At 71.0% G+C, this 16686-nt stretch carries 13 protein-coding genes and 1 pseudogene; 9 read left to right on the top strand and 5 right to left on the bottom strand.

The features are described from left to right. Positions 1–36 precede the first annotated feature (36 nt). The 8 genes from OHN19_RS07535 to OHN19_RS07500 are packed head-to-tail and all read left to right on the top strand — an operon-like array spanning position 37 to position 9133. The gene (locus tag OHN19_RS07535; protein WP_330263402.1) at positions 37–1185 is read left to right on the top strand and encodes an inositol-3-phosphate synthase; all 1149 of its coding nucleotides are present in this window, start codon (positions 37–39) and stop codon (positions 1183–1185) included. Beyond that, the gene (locus OHN19_RS07530) at positions 1182–2687 is read left to right on the top strand and encodes an SCO3242 family prenyltransferase (protein ID WP_419249509.1); all 1506 of its coding nucleotides are present in this window, start codon (positions 1182–1184) and stop codon (positions 2685–2687) included. The genes OHN19_RS07535 and OHN19_RS07530 overlap by 4 nt, the downstream gene beginning before the upstream one ends. Further along, positions 2684–3697: a sugar phosphate isomerase/epimerase family protein gene (locus tag OHN19_RS07525; RefSeq protein ID WP_330263400.1), complete on the top strand. Its 1014-nt coding sequence runs from the start codon at positions 2684–2686 to the stop codon at positions 3695–3697. The genes OHN19_RS07530 and OHN19_RS07525 overlap by 4 nt, the downstream gene beginning before the upstream one ends. Continuing rightward, positions 3694–4599, top strand: coding sequence for an EboA domain-containing protein (locus OHN19_RS07520; protein ID WP_330263399.1), 906 nt, complete (start codon positions 3694–3696; stop codon positions 4597–4599). The genes OHN19_RS07525 and OHN19_RS07520 overlap by 4 nt, the downstream gene beginning before the upstream one ends. After that, positions 4599–5459 carry a TatD family hydrolase gene (locus OHN19_RS07515; RefSeq protein ID WP_330263398.1) on the top strand — a complete coding sequence of 287 codons (861 nt, stop codon included), beginning with the start codon at positions 4599–4601 and terminating at the stop codon, positions 5457–5459. The genes OHN19_RS07520 and OHN19_RS07515 overlap by 1 nt, the downstream gene beginning before the upstream one ends. A gap of 3 nt (positions 5460–5462) precedes the next feature. Then, positions 5463–6632: a metabolite traffic protein EboE gene (gene eboE, locus OHN19_RS07510; protein ID WP_330263397.1), complete on the top strand. Its 1170-nt coding sequence runs from the start codon at positions 5463–5465 to the stop codon at positions 6630–6632. After that, positions 6629–8026, top strand: coding sequence for a nucleotide pyrophosphatase/phosphodiesterase family protein (locus tag OHN19_RS07505; RefSeq protein WP_330263396.1), 1398 nt, complete (start codon positions 6629–6631; stop codon positions 8024–8026). The genes eboE and OHN19_RS07505 overlap by 4 nt, the downstream gene beginning before the upstream one ends. A 60-nt stretch (positions 8027–8086) precedes the next feature. Then, the gene (locus tag OHN19_RS07500) at positions 8087–9133 is read left to right on the top strand and encodes a sugar phosphate isomerase/epimerase (RefSeq protein ID WP_330263395.1); all 1047 of its coding nucleotides are present in this window, start codon (positions 8087–8089) and stop codon (positions 9131–9133) included. Positions 9134–9555: 422 nt separating this feature from the next. Here the strand turns inward: OHN19_RS07500 and OHN19_RS43900 are convergent. Next, positions 9556–9990 (bottom strand): annotated as a pseudogene (locus tag OHN19_RS43900) (molybdopterin dinucleotide binding domain-containing protein); the annotation flags it as partial. A 353-nt stretch (positions 9991–10343) separates the two neighbouring features. After that, on the bottom strand, positions 10344–11315 hold the full coding sequence (locus OHN19_RS07485) for a 2-dehydropantoate 2-reductase (protein WP_330263394.1): 972 nt from the start codon (positions 11313–11315) through the stop codon (positions 10344–10346). Between the two features lie 242 nt (positions 11316–11557). On the opposite strand from OHN19_RS07485, the gene OHN19_RS07480 reads away from it, so the two are divergent. Continuing rightward, a complete protein-coding gene (locus OHN19_RS07480; protein WP_330269547.1) occupies positions 11558–12232 on the top strand; it encodes a GntR family transcriptional regulator in 675 nt (224 codons plus the stop codon). Between the two features lie 105 nt (positions 12233–12337). Here the strand turns inward: OHN19_RS07480 and OHN19_RS07475 are convergent, their stop codons facing one another. The 3 genes from OHN19_RS07475 to frc form a co-directional block, all read right to left on the bottom strand. Further along, positions 12338–13753 (bottom strand): OFA family MFS transporter, encoded by a 1416-nt coding sequence (locus tag OHN19_RS07475; protein ID WP_330263393.1) that lies wholly within the window; start codon positions 13751–13753, stop codon positions 12338–12340. Position 13754: 1 nt separating this feature from the next. Beyond that, entirely contained in the window at positions 13755–15146 is a 1392-nt protein-coding gene (locus tag OHN19_RS07470) for an OFA family MFS transporter (protein WP_330263392.1), read from the bottom strand. Positions 15147–15318: 172 nt separating this feature from the next. Further along, the gene (gene frc, locus OHN19_RS07465) at positions 15319–16551 is read right to left on the bottom strand and encodes a formyl-CoA transferase (protein ID WP_330263391.1); all 1233 of its coding nucleotides are present in this window, start codon (positions 16549–16551) and stop codon (positions 15319–15321) included. Positions 16552–16686: the final 135 nt, after the last annotated feature.

The following is a 16686-nucleotide window of genomic DNA, read 5'->3' as shown; positions in this document are numbered from 1 at the left end:
GGCCTGCGTACCACGCGTTCGACAAGGAGGCTGTCCATGTCCGCGTCCGTTTCCGTACCGCGGGTCGGTGTCTGGCTGATCGGGGCTCGCGGTTCCGTCGCCACGACGGTCGTCGCGGGCTGCGCCGCCCTCACCGCGGGGCTGCACCCGCCGACCGGCCTGGTCACCGAGACACCCCCCTTCACCGACAGCGGCCTGCCCACCCTTCCCTCCTTGGTCTTCGGCGGCCACGACACGGTGGACTGCCCCCTGCCCAAGCGGGCGGAGGCCCTCGCGGCCGGCGGCGTCCTGCCCCACGACCTGCCGCCCGCCGTCACCGCCGAACTCGCCGCCGCCGAACGGGAGATCAGACCCGGCGGTCCCCTTCCCGGCGACACCCGCACCGAGGAGGACCTCGTCACCGCGTTCGCCGCGGACATCCAGTCCTTCGTACGACGGCGGCGGCTGACCCGCGCGGTGGTCGTGAACGTTGCCTCCACCGAGCCCGCTCCGGCCGGCGACGCGCTGCCCCCGAGCAGCCTGTACGCGGCGGCGGCCCTGCGCGCGGGCTGCCCGTACGTGAACTTCACCCCCTCGACAGGCCTGCACCACCCCGCACTCGCCGGGCAGGCCGAGGCCGCCGGTCTCCCTCACGCGGGCTGCGACGGCAAGACCGGCCAGACCCTGCTCCGCTCCGTCCTCGGCCCGATGTTCACCCAGCGCGCTCTGGAGGTCCGCGCCTGGTCGGGCACCAACCTGCTGGGCGGTGGTGACGGGGCGGCCCTGGCGGATCCGGGCGCGGCCGCGGCCAAGAACGCCGGCAAGGAGCGCGTCCTGGCCGACACCCTCGGACACACACCGCAGGGCGAGGTCCACATCGACGACGTACCGGTGCTCGGGGACTGGAAGACCGCCTGGGACCACATCGCCTTCGACGGCTTCCTCGGCACCCGCATGATCCTCCAGACGACCTGGCAGGGCTGCGACTCGGCCCTCGCCGCACCGCTCGTCCTGGACCTGGCCCGACTGGTCGCCCGCGCTCATGAGGCGGGCCTGTCGGGGCCACTGAGCGAGCTGGGCTTCTACTTCAAGGACCCGGTGGGGGAGGGGCCGTCATCGCTGGGGGAGCAGTACGCGGCGCTCGTGGGGTTCGCGGAGCGCCTGCGGGGGCGTGACGCTGCTGGTCGCTCCGGGGAGCAGCGATGAGGGAGAGGGGAACGACCGCGGCGCACGGCTCGTCCGAGGGCGGCGGCGCGGGAACGTCGTCGCCGAAGCCCACCGCACCTCCGTCGCAGGTGACTTCACACAGCCCAGTGCCACAGAGCCGGGCCCGCAGGGACAGCACTGATCGCGCCGACCGCACCGACAGTGCCCGAGCATGGGCCGAACTCCTGCGCCTCCCAGCCCTGTTCACAGTGCCCGGCGACGCCCTCGCCGGCGCGGCCGCGGCCTCCGCCCGCCCCACCCCCCGCACCTTCCTCGCCATCGCCTCCTCCCTCTGCCTCTACGAGGCCGGCATGGCCCTCAACGACTGGGCCGACCGCGAGGTGGACGCCGTGGAACGCCCCCACCGTCCCCTCCCGTCCGGCCGCATCCACCCTGCGGCAGCCCTCGGCGCGGCCTGCGTCCTGACCGGCGCGGGCCTCTCCTTCGCGGCCTGCGCGGGCCGCCCCGCCCTCGCTGTCGCGGCACCCCTGGCGGCCACCGTGTGGGCGTACGACCTCGCCCTGAAGAACACCCCGCTGGGCCCGGTCGCGATGGCGACGGCGCGGGGCCTGGATCTGCTGCTGGGGGCGACGGCGACGGCCGGGGGAGGGGCAGCGGCGCGCAGGAGGGGTGGCGGTGGTGCCGGGCAGGTGGTGGACGCCGGAGTCGACGACGTGCGTCGGGCGGGGGGTGCTCGTGGCGTGCGTCGGGTGGTCGGTGCGGGCGGCGGCCTGAGTCGGGTGGTCGGAGTGGGCGGCCTGAGTCGGACGGTCGGCGAGGTGGGGCGGACGGTCGGAGCCGTGGACGGCAGTCGGGTGGCTGGAGCCCTCGGCACCGGCCAGCAGGTCGGCGCGGTCGGGACCTCGGCCGCAGCTGTCGCCGACGAGGTGCGGGCGGCCTTGAGAGCGGGACGCACGCAGACCGCCTTCCACGGCATCCGACACGCCCTCCCCTCCGCCGCCCTCCTCGGCGCCCACACCCTCGCGCTCACGACCGTGTCCCGCAGGGAAGCCCAGGGCGGGGCACCCCTGGCCCCGTTGGCGGCGCTGGCCGCGACAGCCGCACTGACCCGGCTCGTGGCCCGTGGGCGCCCCCTCCCGACGGACCGGCTCGACGAAAGCCGAAGCCACGTCGGAGCGCTCTCGGCCATACGGAGGCCAGCTGCGGCTTTGTCCCGCCCGCCAGGGCCCTGCCTGCCCACCGGCGACCAAACCTCGCAGCGCGGCTTCGGCCTCACGCTCCCGGCCCCGTCCGCCGCTCTGCGCATCGCCCTCGCCACGACCTACGCGGTCACCGCCGCCCGTCCCTACTTCCACGCCGCCCTCAACCCGTCACCCCCTCTCACCCAACGTGCCGTCACCGGAGGCATCCGCGCCACGATCCCCCTCCAGGCCGCCCTCACCGCCCGCTCGGGAACGAAGGCAGCGACGCTCACCGCCCTCCTCACCACCACCCTCGCCCCATTGGCGGCCCGCTTCGCGAGAAAGGTGAGCGTCACATGACCGGCGCCCTCCCCGCCCCGGAACCCACCTCCAGCACTACCGGCAGCGCGCACGCCCCCAACGCCTCCGGCAGGGCACCCACCCCCAACACCTCCAGCACCGCACCCGCCCCCCTGGCCCACCCCCTCCCCACCCCACCCCCGCACACCCCCCGACTCCGCTTCGGCTACGGCACCAACGGTCTCGCCGACCTCCGTCTCGAAGACGCCCTCGCCCTCCTTGCCGACCTTGGTTACGACGGCCTCGGGCTGACCCTCGACCACATGCACCTGGACCCCCTCGCCCCCGACCTCGCCGCCCGTACCCGTCGACTCGCGCGGCGGCTGGACGTGCTCGGTCTGACGGCCACTGTCGAGACGGGGGCCCGCTATGTGCTCGACCCGCGTCGCAAGCACGGCCCCTCCCTGCTCGACCCCGACCCGGACGACCGCGCCCGCCGTGTCGACCTGCTCGTCACGGCCGTCCAGGTCGCCGCCGACCTGGGTGCCCACGCCGTGCACTGCTTCAGCGGTGTCACACCGGAGGGCACGGATCAGGACACGGCGTGGAAGCGTCTCGCCGAAGCCCTCGTCCCGGTGCTGGACGCGGCCACCGCCGCGGGCGTCCCCCTCGCCGTCGAACCGGAACCGGGGCATCTCCTCGCCACCCTCGCCGACTTCCACCACCTCCGCACCGCCCTCGGCGACCCCGCGGCCCTCGGCCTCACCCTCGACATCGGTCACTGCCAGGTCCTCGAAGACCGGTCACCCGCCGACTGCGTCCGCGCCGCGGGCCCCTGGCTGCGGCACGTCCAGATCGAGGACATGCGACGAGGTGTGCACGAACACCTCCCCTTCGGTGAGGGCGACATCGACTTCCCGCCGGTCCTCGCCGCCCTGGCCGACACCGGCTACCAGGGCCTGACCGTCGTCGAACTGCCCCGCCACTCCCACGCGGGCCCGCACTTCGCCGAACTCTCCCTCCCCTTCCTCCGACAGGCAGTGGCGCTCTCACAAGGAAGCACTCCATGACCCACCCCCAAGCCCACCAGGCAACCTCCGTGGCGGACACCCCGGCCACCCCGGCCCCTTCGGCCACTCCGGCCACTCCGGGTACCCCGGCCACCCCGGCGACCCCGGACCCGGACACCGCGACCCCGAAAACCTCGGCCCCGGACACCGCGGGTCCAAAAACCCCCGCCCCGGACACCCCCGCCCCCAACACCCCAAACATCCCCCTCGCCCGCACCCCACCCACCACCCTGCACCGCCACCTCACCGCCCACCTCGGCGAAGCCGCCCGCGCCTGGCTCGACCGGGCCCTCGAAGAGGCCGCCGCCCACCCCGGCGCCCACGGTCCCATCTCCGTGTGGGAGTTGCGCCTCGCCGAGGCAGGGCGCCGTTGCGGGCCGGAACACGCCGACGCCGTCCGCGTCCTGATCCTGCACGCAGCCCGCGCCGACACCGACGCCCTCACCCGGGTCTACGCCCAGGGCACCGCCGCCGAACGCCGAGCCGTCCTGCACGCCCTGCCGCACCTGGTGCCCGGCCCGCAGGCACTCCCCCTCGTCGAGGACGCCCTGCGCACCAACGACACCCGGCTCCTGGCCGCCGCCGTCGGCCCCTACGCCGCCCGCCACCTCGCCGCCCACCAGTGGCGCCACGCCGTCCTGAAATGCCTGTTCACCGGCGTGCCCGTCACCGAGGTGGCCGAACTCGAACGGCGTGCCCACGCGGACGCCGAACTCGCCCGCATGCTCGGCGACTACGCCGCCGAACGCACCGCCGCCGGCCGTCCCGTGCCCCAGGACCTGCACCGCGTCCTGACCCTGACCGACCCCGAGGCCACCCCACCCGCACCGGCCGCCGACCACGGCCCGAGCGGCCCCGACGGCGCCCCCGGCGTCGACGGCACCCACGGCAAGGAGTCCTGATGCGCATCTTCGACCCCCACATCCACATGACGTCACGGACCACCGACGACTACCAGGCCATGCACACCGCCGGAGTGCGCGCCGTCGTCGAGCCGGCCTTCTGGCTGGGCCAGCCCCGCACCTCGCCCGCCTCCTTCCTCGACTACTTCGACGCCCTGCTGGGCTGGGAACCCTTCCGGGCCGCGCAGTACGGCATCGCCCACCACTGCACGCTCGCCCTGAACCCCAAGGAGGCGAACGACCCCCGCTGCACACCCGTCCTCGACGAACTGCCCCGGTATCTCGTCAAGGACCAGGTCGTGGCCGTCGGCGAGATCGGCTACGACTCCATGACCCCCGCCGAGGACACCGCCCTCGCCGCCCAGCTCCAGCTCGCCGCCGATCACGAACTGCCCGCGCTCGTCCACACCCCGCACCGCGACAAGCTCGCCGGCCTGCGCCGCACCCTCGACGTCGTGCGCGAGTCCGCCCTGCCGACCGAGCGGGTCCTGGTCGACCACCTCAACGAGACCACCGTCAAGGAGGCCAAGGACAGCGGCTGCTGGCTCGGCTTCTCCGTCTACCCGGACACCAAGATGGACGAGGAGCGGATGGTCGCGATCCTGCGCACCTACGGCCCCGAGCAGGTCCTGGTGAACTCCGCCGCCGACTGGGGCCGCAGCGACCCCCTCAAGACCCGTAAGGTCGGCGACCTGATGCTCGCCGAGGGCTTCAGCGAGGACGACGTCGACCGGGTGCTGTGGCGCAACCCCGTCGCCTTCTACGGACTCAGCGGCCGCCTGAACCTCGACGTCCCGGCCACCGACGTCACCCACGAGGGCAACTCCATCCTCCGCGGCCCGCAGAAGACGGAGGCGTGAGCCATGCGCTTCCGCCACCCCGACGGCACCATCGTCCACCTCGCCTACTGCACCAACGTCCACCCCGCCGAAACCCTCGACGGCGTCCTCGCCCAGCTCCGCGACCACTGCGAACCCGTCCGCCGCCGCCTCGGCCGCGACCGCCTCGGCATCGGCCTGTGGCTCGCCCGCGACGCCGCCCACGCCCTGGTCAGCGACCCGTCCGCACTGCGCGACCTGCGCACCGAACTCGACCGCCGCGGCCTGGAGGTCGTCACCCTCAACGGCTTTCCCTACGAGGGTTTCGGCGCCGAGGAGGTCAAGTACCGCGTCTACAAGCCGGACTGGACCGACCCCGAACGCCTCGAACACACCACCGCCCTGGCCCGCGTGCTCACCGGACTCCTGCCCGACGACGTCACCGAGGGCAGTGTCTCCACCCTCCCGCTCGCCTGGCGCACCGGCTACGACGACGCGGACGCCGAGAAGGCCCGCACCGCCCTGCTCACCCTCGCCGAACGCCTCGACGCCCTCCAGGAACTGACCGGCCGCTCCATCCGCGTCGGTCTCGAACCCGAACCCGGCTGCGTCGTCGAGACCACCGGCGACGCCATCGCCCCGCTGACCGCGATCGCCCACGACCGCATCGGCATCTGCGTCGACACCTGCCACCTCGCCACCTCCTTCGAAGACCCGCACACCGCCCTGGACGCGCTCACCACCGCCCGCGTCCCCGTCGTCAAGTCCCAGCTCTCGGCCGCCCTGCACGCCGAACACCCCCACCTCCCCGAGGTCCGCGAGGCACTCGCCGCCTTCGACGAACCCCGCTTCCTGCACCAGACCCGCACCTCCACCGCCGCGGGCCTCCGCGGCACCGACGACCTCGGCGAGGCCCTCGCCGGCGACGCCCTGCCCGACGGGGCACCCTGGCGCGCCCACTTCCACGTCCCCCTGCACGCGGCCCCCGCCGCCCCCCTCACCTCCACGCTCCCCGTCCTCAAGGCCGCCCTGACCCGGCTCGTCGGCGGCCCGCACCCCCTCACCCGCCACCTGGAGGTCGAGACCTACACCTGGCAGGCCCTCCCACCCGCACTGCGCCCCCGCGCCCGCACCCAGCTCGCCGACGGCATCGCCGCCGAACTCACGCTCGCCCGCGACCTGCTGACCGACCTCGGCCTGAAGGAGCTGCCATGAGCGAACAGCCCCCGCTGACAGGACCGACCCCCCTCCTCGTCCTCGACGTCGTCGGCCTCACCCCCCGGCTCCTGCACCACATGCCCCACCTCAAGTCCCTCGCCCGGTCCGGCTCCCACGCCCCGCTCGGGACCGTCCTGCCCGCCGTCACCTGCGCCGCCCAGTCCACCTTCCTCACCGGCACCCACCCCAGTGAGCACGGCATCGTCGGCAACGGCTGGTACTTCCGCGACCTCGGCGACGTACTCCTGTGGCGGCAGCACAACGGACTGGTCGCCGGCGACAAGCTCTGGGACGCCGCGCGCCGCGCCCACCCCGGCTACACCGTCGCCAACATCTGCTGGTGGTACGCCATGGGCGCCGACACCGACTTCACCGTCACCCCCCGCCCGGTCTACTACGCCGACGGCCGCAAGGAACCCGACTGCTACACCCGGCCCCCGGCCCTGCACGACGAACTCACCGACAAACTCGGCACCTTCCCCCTCTTCCACTTCTGGGGCCCCGGCGCGGACCTGGTCTCCAGCCAGTGGATCATCGACGCCACCCGCCACATCATGGGCACCCGCCACCCCGACCTGACGCTCTGCTACCTCCCCCACCTCGACTACGACCTGCAACGCTTCGGCCCCGACGACCCACGCTCCCTGAAGGCCGCCGCCGACCTGGACCGGGCACTGGCCCCGCTTCTCGACGACGCCCGCGCGGAAGGCCGTACCGTCGTGGCGCTGTCCGAGTACGGCATCACCCGCGCCGACCGCCCCGTCGACATCAACCGCGCTCTGCGCCGCGCCGGACTCCTCGAGGTGCACACCCAGGACGGCATGGAGTACCTGGACCCGATGGCCTCGCGGGCCTTCGCGGTCGCCGACCACCAGATCGCCCATGTCTACGTGCGCCGTCCCGAGGACCTGGACGCAACCCGCGCCGCCCTCGAAGGCCTGCCCGGCCTCGAACAGCTCCTCGACGACGAGGGCAAGAAGGCCCACCACCTCGACCACCCGCGCTCCGGTGAACTCGTCGCCGTCGCGGAACCGGACGCCTGGTTCACGTACTACTACTGGCTCGACGACGACCGCGCGCCCGACTTCGCGCAGCTGGTCGAGATCCACCGCAAACCCGGCTACGACCCGGTCGAACTGTTCATGGACCCGCTGGACCCCTACGTCAAGGTCAAGGCGGCCGGCGCGCTGGCCCGCAAGAAGCTCGGCATGCGCTATCGCATGGCGGTGGTGCCCCTCGACCCGTCACCTATTCGCGGCAGCCACGGCCGCCTTCCCGAGAGCGACGACGACGGTCCGCTCCTCATCTGCTCCACCCCCCGCGCGGTCGGCGACCGCATCGCGGCCACCGACGTGAAGTCGCTCCTGCTCCGACTGGCCGGACTTTCCTGACTGGTCCCCAGTGAAGCACCCAGCACTGACAACGCCCTCCGACACCGAGGAGTCCCCGGCATGAGCCGCACCTCCCAGCCCGACCCCGAACTCACCCACCGCCTGACCAGACGAGGCATGCTCGGTGTGGCCGCGGGCGCCACCGCCGCCGCACTGCTGGGCGCCGCGGCCTCCCCGGCAGGCGCCGCCACCGACGCCGCGACCGGCACCAGCGGCCACGGCCGCGGCCGCCCCGTGCTGCCCCCCGGCCGCCTCGGCATCCAGCTCTACAGCCTCCGCGACAAGGTCTCCACCCTCGGCTTCGCCCCCGTCTTCGCCGAACTGGAGAAGTACGGCTACGACGAGGTCGAGTTCGCCGGCTACACCCAGGGCTCGGCCGGGCCGATCACCCTCGCCCAGCTCAGGCGGCTGGCCCGCGACCACGGCCTGAACCCGATCGGCAGCCACGTCGGCTACTACTCGGACGACCCGAACGCCTACACCTTCGCCCAGAACCTCACCAAGGTCCTCGACGACGCCCAGGCCCTCGGCCTCAGGCACATCGGCACCGCCTCGGGCCCCTTCCGCTACGGCTCCACCGTCGACGCGTGGAAGCGCGCCGCCGAGGAGTTCAACACCTACGGCGCGGCGGCGAAGGCACGCGGGATGAAGTTCTACCAGCACAACCACTCCGAGGAGTTCTCCTTCGCCACCGACAACCCCAAGGTCCGCCTCTACGACGTGCTCCTCGGGGAGACCGACCCCGACCTGGTGTTCCTGGAGATGGACATCTTCTGGGCGTACTCGGGCCAGTTCCGCTTCTCCAAGCGGCCCGACGGCACCCCCGCGCCCTTCGAACCGCTGAACTACGTCCTCAGGCAGCCGCACCGCTACCCGCTCTTCCACGTCAAGGACGGCGTGAGCGACCCGTCGAACACCTACGGCTACCGGATGACCGACGTCGGCGACGGAGACATCGACTACCAGAAGTTCATCTCCGCCGTGACCAGGCTGCGGGGCGAGCGCCTGGCCCACCACTGGCAGGCCGAGCACGACCAGCCCACCGAGTCCTTCACGTTCGCCCGGCGCTCCAGCGCCCACCTGCACTCACTGCGGGAGAAGTGCTGACCGAGCACGACCGAGGCGGGACCCCGAGGGCGCAGGGGGCGCTCCCCGCCGGTCGGGGTCCCGCCGTCGTGTAAACGGGCTGACCGGTCGCCCCCGGCCGCCGCGGCGACCGTCGGGACGAGCCGGCGTACGCCCGCGTACACGTTCATGGGGTGTCCACGCGCACAGCCGCGCGGGGGAAGGAGGCCCGGTCCGGCACCCGAAGCGCGCGCCGGCGCACGGGCCCCCGGTCCGGTCGAAGTCCCGTGCCACCGCGCGGACCCGGTCGGGGAGGCTCGCGAGGAGACCGGTTCCGACACGGACCGGGGGAGTGTCGTGGACGAGACGCCGAAGTGTCGCGGGTACCGCCACGGCTACGGGTACCGCGGGGACCGCGTCAGGAGTCGCCCCACGCCGTGCCGTCGCTCGTCCCATGGCCGGCCTCAGTCCCGCATCGCCAGGACGGTCGACTTCTCGATGCGGATCGCGGCCGCCTCGAACTCCACGGCACCCGCGATCGGACAACGGGCCCTGGCCGCCCACCCGTTCGCTCCGTCCTCGGCGTCCGACGGGCGCCCGGTCGTGAACGCCAGTCCTGGCCGCAGCGCCGGATCGACCCACACCGGTGCCGTCGACGCTCCGAGCCGGGTCACGACCCGCACCTCCTCGCCGACCACCACCCCGAAGCGCTCGGCGTCCTCCGGACTCAGCTCGACGCACTCCGCGCGCCGCAACGACGAGCCCGAACCGCCCCTCTGCGGCGGGGTGTTGTACGAGTCGAGACGGCGCCCTCTGCTCAGCCGGACCGGATACCGCTCGTCCGTCAGATCGACGGGAGGGGCGTGCTCGACGAGCTGGAACGGCGTAGGACTGTCACGATCGCCCTGCCGTCGCCCGGTGAGCAGCTCCAGATTGACCCACGCCCGGACCTCGCCCGCACTGTCTCCGGCGGCCCCCGGTGGCAGGCACGGTCCCCCGAGCGCCCAAGCCCTGGCCGACTCCCTTATGTACGCGGCCGGTACGCCCGTCACCTTCGCCGTGAGCGACAGCGTCCACGGCTCGACGAGCCTGCGGTACTCCTCGAAGCGCGAAGTGGCTCGCTCGACGAACTCCAGGTCGGCCAGGCCCGTTTGGATGATGTCCCGGCCGATCGCGTGAGCCAACGGGACCGCGGTGCCGGTGTTCGGCCGGACGCGTCCGCCGGATGCGCGGGTGTGGGCGCTCAGTTCCGTCATGCGGCGGACCGGAGGGCGAGGAGGTCGGACAGGGCGTGGACCGTGCGCAGGGTTGGCACGTCCACGGCGGTGATCTCCGCCAGCTCGATCACGGCGGTGAGCAGGACGTCGAGTTCGAGAGGCTTGCCGCGCTCCAGGTCCTGAAGGGTGGAGGTGCGGTGGTCACCGACGCGTTCGGCGCCGGCCAGTCGGCGCTCGATGGACACGCCGACCGTGCAGCCCAGGGCCTCGGCGACGGCGAGCGTCTCGGCCATCATGGTCTCGATGACCTTGCGGGTGCCGCCGTGCAGGCACATCTGCCGCATGGTGGCTCGGGCCAGGGCGCTGATCGGGTTGAAGGAGATGTTCCCGAGCAGCTTGAGCCAGATGTCGTCGCGGAGATTCGCCTCGACCGGAGCCTTCAGGCCGCCCAGCCGCATGGCCTCACTGAACGCGAGACACCGCTCGGACAGGCTCCGGTCGGGCTCGCCGATGGAGAACCGGGTGCCTTCCAAGTGCCGTACGACGCCCGGGGCTTCGAGCTCGGTGGCGGCGTAGACGACACAGCCGATGGCGCGGGAGGGCGCGAGCACCGCACTGACCGCACCTTCCGGGTCGACGCTTTCGATGCGGTGGCCGTCGTAGGGGCCGCCGTGCCGGTGGAAGTACCACCAGGGGATGCCGTTCTGGGCCGCGATGACGGCGGTGGTGTCGTGGAGAAGGGGCTCGATGAGCGGCCCGCACGCCGCGTACGAGTTGGCCTTCAGTCCGAGGAAGACGTAGTCGACCGGGCCGATCTCGGCCGGGTCGTCGGTGGCGTGCACGTGGGCGGTGAAGTCACCGCGGGGGCTGAGGACTTGGACGCCCTGTCCGCGCATCGCCGCGAGATGGGGTCCACGGGCGACGAGATGCACATCCGCGCCGCCGCGGTGCAGTGCCGCACCTACGTAGGCGCCGATCGCACCGGCGCCGAGAACTGCGACTTTCATGATGAGGAAGCTCCGTTCGGTGAGGGTGACCGAGGAACTGTCGACTTTGTCGACTGGATATTGTCTACAGGATGGAATGAGTGCTCAGCAAGAGTCGTGACGTCACCAACCCCCGTGAGCTGCTGCTGAGCGGCGGTACGGACCGCGCTCCGGCGGTTGTGCGCCGTAGACTGTAGGCGAAAGCCAATTCGCCCTCGGCGCTCAGTTGCAGCGACGACGCTGTACAAGAAGGGACCGCGATGTTGCCGACCACAGGACTGCCGTACGGCACCGTGCCCAGGCTCGAGCGCCCCGGCCCCCTGCGCGACCGTGTCTACGGGGCGTTGCTGGAGCTGATCACCACGCGTGCGCTTCAGCCGGGTCAGCATCTGGTGGAGAGTGAGCTGGCCGGTCATCTGGGGGTGTCGCGGCAGCCGGTGCGGGAGGCGTTGCAGCGGCTGAACACCGAGGGGTGGGTGGATCTACGGCCTGCTCAGGGTGCGTTCGTGCATGAGCCGACGGACGAGGAGGCGGACCAACTCCTCACGGTCCGCACCTTGTTGGAGGCGGAGGCCGCTCGGCTGGCCGCCGCCAACGCGGGCAGTGCCGGGATCGCCGCCCTGGAAGCACTGTGCGTGCAGGGCGAGGAGGCCGTCGCCGCCGATGACGTGGATGCCGCGGTCGCGCTGAACGCCCGACTCCACGCGAAGGTCATGGAGTTGGCGGGCAACGCGGTCCTCGCCGAGCTGGCGGGGCAGGTGGATCGGCGGGTGCGGTGGTACTACACGCCGATCGCCCGGCAGCGTGGCCGGCAGTCCTGGATCGAGCACCGTGAACTGATCGCCGCCATCGCCGACCGGGACGAACAGCGAGCCACCGCCGTCATGCGGCAACACACCGAACACACGCGGAAGATGTACCAGGAACGCGAGAAGTAGCCCGCCACGCACCTCGGTTCACCGAAGCGACCGCATGCCGGATCAGGCGGCCCTTTCCCGGCCAGCGGCACGGGGAAGGGCCGCCTGATGTCCGAACGGCCCTGCTCAGGCCGCGGCTTGCGGTTGCGGCGCCGCCACCCCGCTCCGGGGCCGCCCCGGCTGCCGCAGCAGCAGGGCGATCGCCGCCGCCAGCATCGAGGTGGCGCCGGCCAGGGCGTACGCCCCGTCGTAACCCCAGGCCGCCACGACCATGGAACCGAGGCCGCCGCCGAACAGACCGCTGATCAGCTTGCCGCTGTACACCAGCCCGTAGTTGGACGCGTTGTAGTTCTCCCCGAAGTAGTCCGGGGTGAGCGCCGCGAACAGCGGGTAGAACGCGCCGCCGCCGAACCCGGACAGGAACGCGAAGAACAGGAACAGCGACTCGCTCTTGACGTCACCCGCCCAGATCACGCCGAACTGCGCGAGCCCCAGGACGACGATCACGAACACCAGCGTGGACTTGCGGCCCCACTTGTCGGACAGCCAGCCCACCACTCCGCGCCCGATGCCGTTGATGACCGCCATGACACCCATCGAGGAGGCCGCCACCAGCGGGCCGAAGCCCACCTCCTTCGCGTAGTCGACCTGGAAGGAGATGCCGAAGATCGACACTCCCGCGGTCATCACGAGGGCGACCCACATGAGGGGAAGCATGCCGGTCCTGACGGCCTCCTTCGGCGTGAACTGCCGTACCGCGGGAGGGTTCTTGGCGAGCGCGACGGAACCCTTCCCGCTGCCGCCGTAGGTCAGCGGGTCGATGTCCGCGGGCCACCAGTTCTTCGGCGGGTCCTTGAAGAAGAACGCGCAGCCCACGACCACGATCAGGATGTAGCAGCCGATGAGGTCCAGGACACGGTGGTAGTTCGCCGTGTCGAAGCCGTAGTTGAAGATGAAGATGAAGGGCAGAGATCCGTACGCGAAGCCGCCGTTGACGAACCCGGTCTTGGCGCCCCGGCGTTCGGGGAACCATTTGCCGACCATGTTGATGCAGGTCGCGTAGACCAGTCCGGCGCCGATTCCCCCGATGACGCCGAATCCCAGGATCGCCAGCAGGACGTTGCTGAGGTGCGACAGGGCGAGGAACCCGACCAGACACATGCCCGAGCCGAGGTACATGGCGCTGCGGGCGGTCAGGATGCCCTTCTCCCGGAGCCAGCCCGCGGGGAAGGCGATGCCGGCCTGGAAGAAGACCCAGACGCTGAGGATCCAGAAGGTGTTGCTCTGCGTCCAGCCGTGGGCGTGGGACAGGGTGTCCTCGGCCGAGCCGTACGCGTACTCGAAGACGCTGATGGCCATCATGGTGATCCACGGGAGGTACACCATGAGTTTGCGTGAGTGGCCGAGGATGTCCCGGTCGGTCTCGCCGATGCGGTAGACGCGGCCGCCTGCGTCGGTCACTTCTCGGTAGGGACGTGGTGCGGCGGTGGAGTGTGCGGTCTTGTCGGTGTCGCTGCGTGCTGCGTACGGATCTGCCGTCATGTCAGGCCATTTCCTCGCCGAGCGGTTGCGGGTTGGGTACGGTCCGACGGCTGGTCTGGGGCCTGCCGGGCGCCTTGAGGAACAGCGCGAGTACCGCGGAGCTCAGGCCGATGCAGCCGGCCAGGACGAACGCGCCCTCGTAGTCCCAGGCGCCGACCACGATCGAGCCCACGCCGGAGCCCACCAGGCCCGAGATGAGCTTCGAGCTGTAGACCATGCCGTAGTTGGAGGCGTTGTTGTTCTCACCGAAGTAGTCCGCGGTCATCGCGGCGAACAGCGGGAAGATCGCGCCGCCGCCGAAACCGGAGACCATGGAGCAGAAGAGGAAGAACGGCATGCTGCCCATCTGGCCCGAGACCAGCACCCCGAACTGCGCGGTGCCCAGCACCAGACACACGATGATCAGCGTGTTGCGGCGGCCGAACTTGTCGGAGATCCAGCCGATGACCCCGCGCCCGGTGCCGTTGACTATCGCCTTCAGCGACATCGCCGTGGCCACGATCCCGCCCGCGAAGCCCATGTCCTTGCCGAACGGCACCTGGAAGGCGATGCCGAAGATGTTGATGCCGGCCGTGCACAGCAGGCAGAACCACATCATCCACAGGACGGGCGTACGCGCGGCCTCCTTGGGGGTGTACTGCTTGACGGCCGGCGGGTTCTTCTCCAGCGCCCGCCGGATCTTCGGGTCGTCGGTCATCTTCAGCGGGTCGACGTGCGGCGGCCACCAGTTCTTCGGCGGGTCCTTGAAGAACCAGCCCGCGAACGCCACCACGGAGCAGCAGACCAGGCCGACCGTCACCAGGACGCCCCTGTAGTTGCTCAGGTCCATGTACGAGGTGAACAGGAAGACGAAGGGCACCGAGCCGTAGGCGAAACCGCCGTTGACCATGCCGGTCTTGCCGCCCTTGCGCTCCGGGAACCACTTTCCGACCATGTTCACGCAGGTCGCGTACACAAGGCCGGCACCGATACCGCTGCACACACCGAAGCCCAGGTAGGCGACGATCACGTTCGGCGCGAACGCGAGCGACAGATAGCCGAGGACGGTTCCCAGCGCGCCGAGCATCATCGCGTAGCGGGCCGGAAGCCTCCCGCTCTCCCGCAACTGCCCGGCGGGGAAGGCCACGGCGGCCTGGAAGAACACCCAGACGCCCATCAGCCAGAAGATGTGCCCGCTGCTCCACAGATGCGCCTCGTGCAGGGTGTCCTCGGCCGACGTGAACGCGTACTCCGAGGAACTGATGCCCAGCATGCCCATCCACGGGAAGAGCACCATGGTCCATCGTGGCCGCCCCATGATGTTCCGGTCGGTCTCACCGATCCGGTACACGCGGCCGTTGCGGTCCGTCACCTCCCTGAAGGCGGCGGACGACGAGTAGTCGAGTGTTGTCATAGCTCAAGCACTCCTTGCGTCGAAAGATCTGGCCAGCGCCCCCTGTCCAAATGCCTTTCGTGCGCGCACGGAACTCCGGGGCCGGTCGACGCGCACCGTCGCCGGACCCCGTGCTCGATCACGTCATGGATCACCGCCCGAAGACCCGGCGGTGCGGCCCCGGTTCACCACGTCAGATCACCCCTCCCGACTTCATCAGTCTCAACTCCTCGTCACCGAGACCCAGTTCGCCGATGTAGATCTCTTCGTTGTGCTGGCCGAGGAGGGGTGGGGTGGTGATGGTGGTGGGGGAGTCGGAGAGTTTGAGGGGGTTGCCGACGGTGGTGAAGGCACCGCGCTGGGGATGCTCGACCTCGACGATCATGTCGTTGTCGGCCAGGGAGCGGTCCTCGATGATCTCCCTGGTGGACAGGATCGGCCCGCACGGGATGTTGTGCCGGTTGAGCTGTTCCAGGACCTGCCATTTGGGCTGCGTGCTGGTCCATTCCTCGATCAGCTGGAACATCTTCGCCAGCTTCGGCAACCGGGCCTGCGGGGTGGCCCATTCGGGATCCTCGGCCAGCTCGGGCCGGCCGATCAGTGCGGCCAGCGGGGCCCAGCCGACGGGCTGGACGATGACGTACACGTAGTCGTTCGGGCCGCCCGGCGCGCACCGCACCGCCCAGCCCGGCTGCCCGCCACCGGAGGCGTTGCCGGAGCGGGGGACCTCGTCGCCGAAGTCCTCGTTGGGGTATTCGGCCAACGGGCCGTGCGCGAGGCGTTGTTGGTCACGCAGCTTGACCCGGCACAGGTTCAGCACCGCGTGCTGCATCGCCACGTTCACCCGCTGGCCCCGCCCGGTCCTCTCCCTTTGCAGGAGTGCGGCCAGGATGCCGGCCACCGCGTGAATGCCCGTGCCGGAGTCCCCGATCTGCGCACCGGTCGCCATCGGCGGCCCGTCCGGGAACCCGGTGGTGGCCATCGAGCCGCCCATCGCCTGTGCCACCACCTCGTACGCCTTGAAAGCCGTGTACGGGCCGTCCCCGAACCCCTTGATCGACGCATACACCATCCTGGGGTTGATCTCCCGGATCCGCTCCCACGTGAACCCCATCCGATCCACCGCACCCGGCGCGAAGTTCTCCACCAGCACATCCGCACCCCGGATCAGCGCGGTGAGGATCTCCCGGCCCCGCTCGGTCTTCAGATTGAGGGTGATGCTGCGCTTGTTGCAGTTGAGCATCGTGAAGTACAGCGAGTCCGCCCCCGGCACATCCCTGAGCTGCCCCCGCGTGACGTCCCCGCCCGGCGCCTCCACCTTCACCACATCCGCCCCCAGCCACGCCAGCAACTGCGTCGCCGACGGACCCGACTGCACATGCGTCATGTCCAGCACCCGCACACCATCAAGCGCCAACGTCGTCACGGATCACCTCACCGTCAGCAGGTTTGGCACATTGCATACAGTCGACGAATACTGTATGAAGATTGTTATCCCGCATCCCGTGGGTGATGTCCAGGGGGCGTGCAGCACTTTTAAGTCGTGCACTTTTGAGACGGG

This window comes from Streptomyces griseorubiginosus (genome assembly GCF_036345115.1).
GTDB lineage: Bacteria > Actinomycetota > Actinomycetes > Streptomycetales > Streptomycetaceae > Streptomyces > Streptomyces griseorubiginosus_C.
The sequence above is the reverse complement of the archived record's forward strand: the minus strand, read 5'-3'. Positions and strand labels throughout refer to the sequence as shown.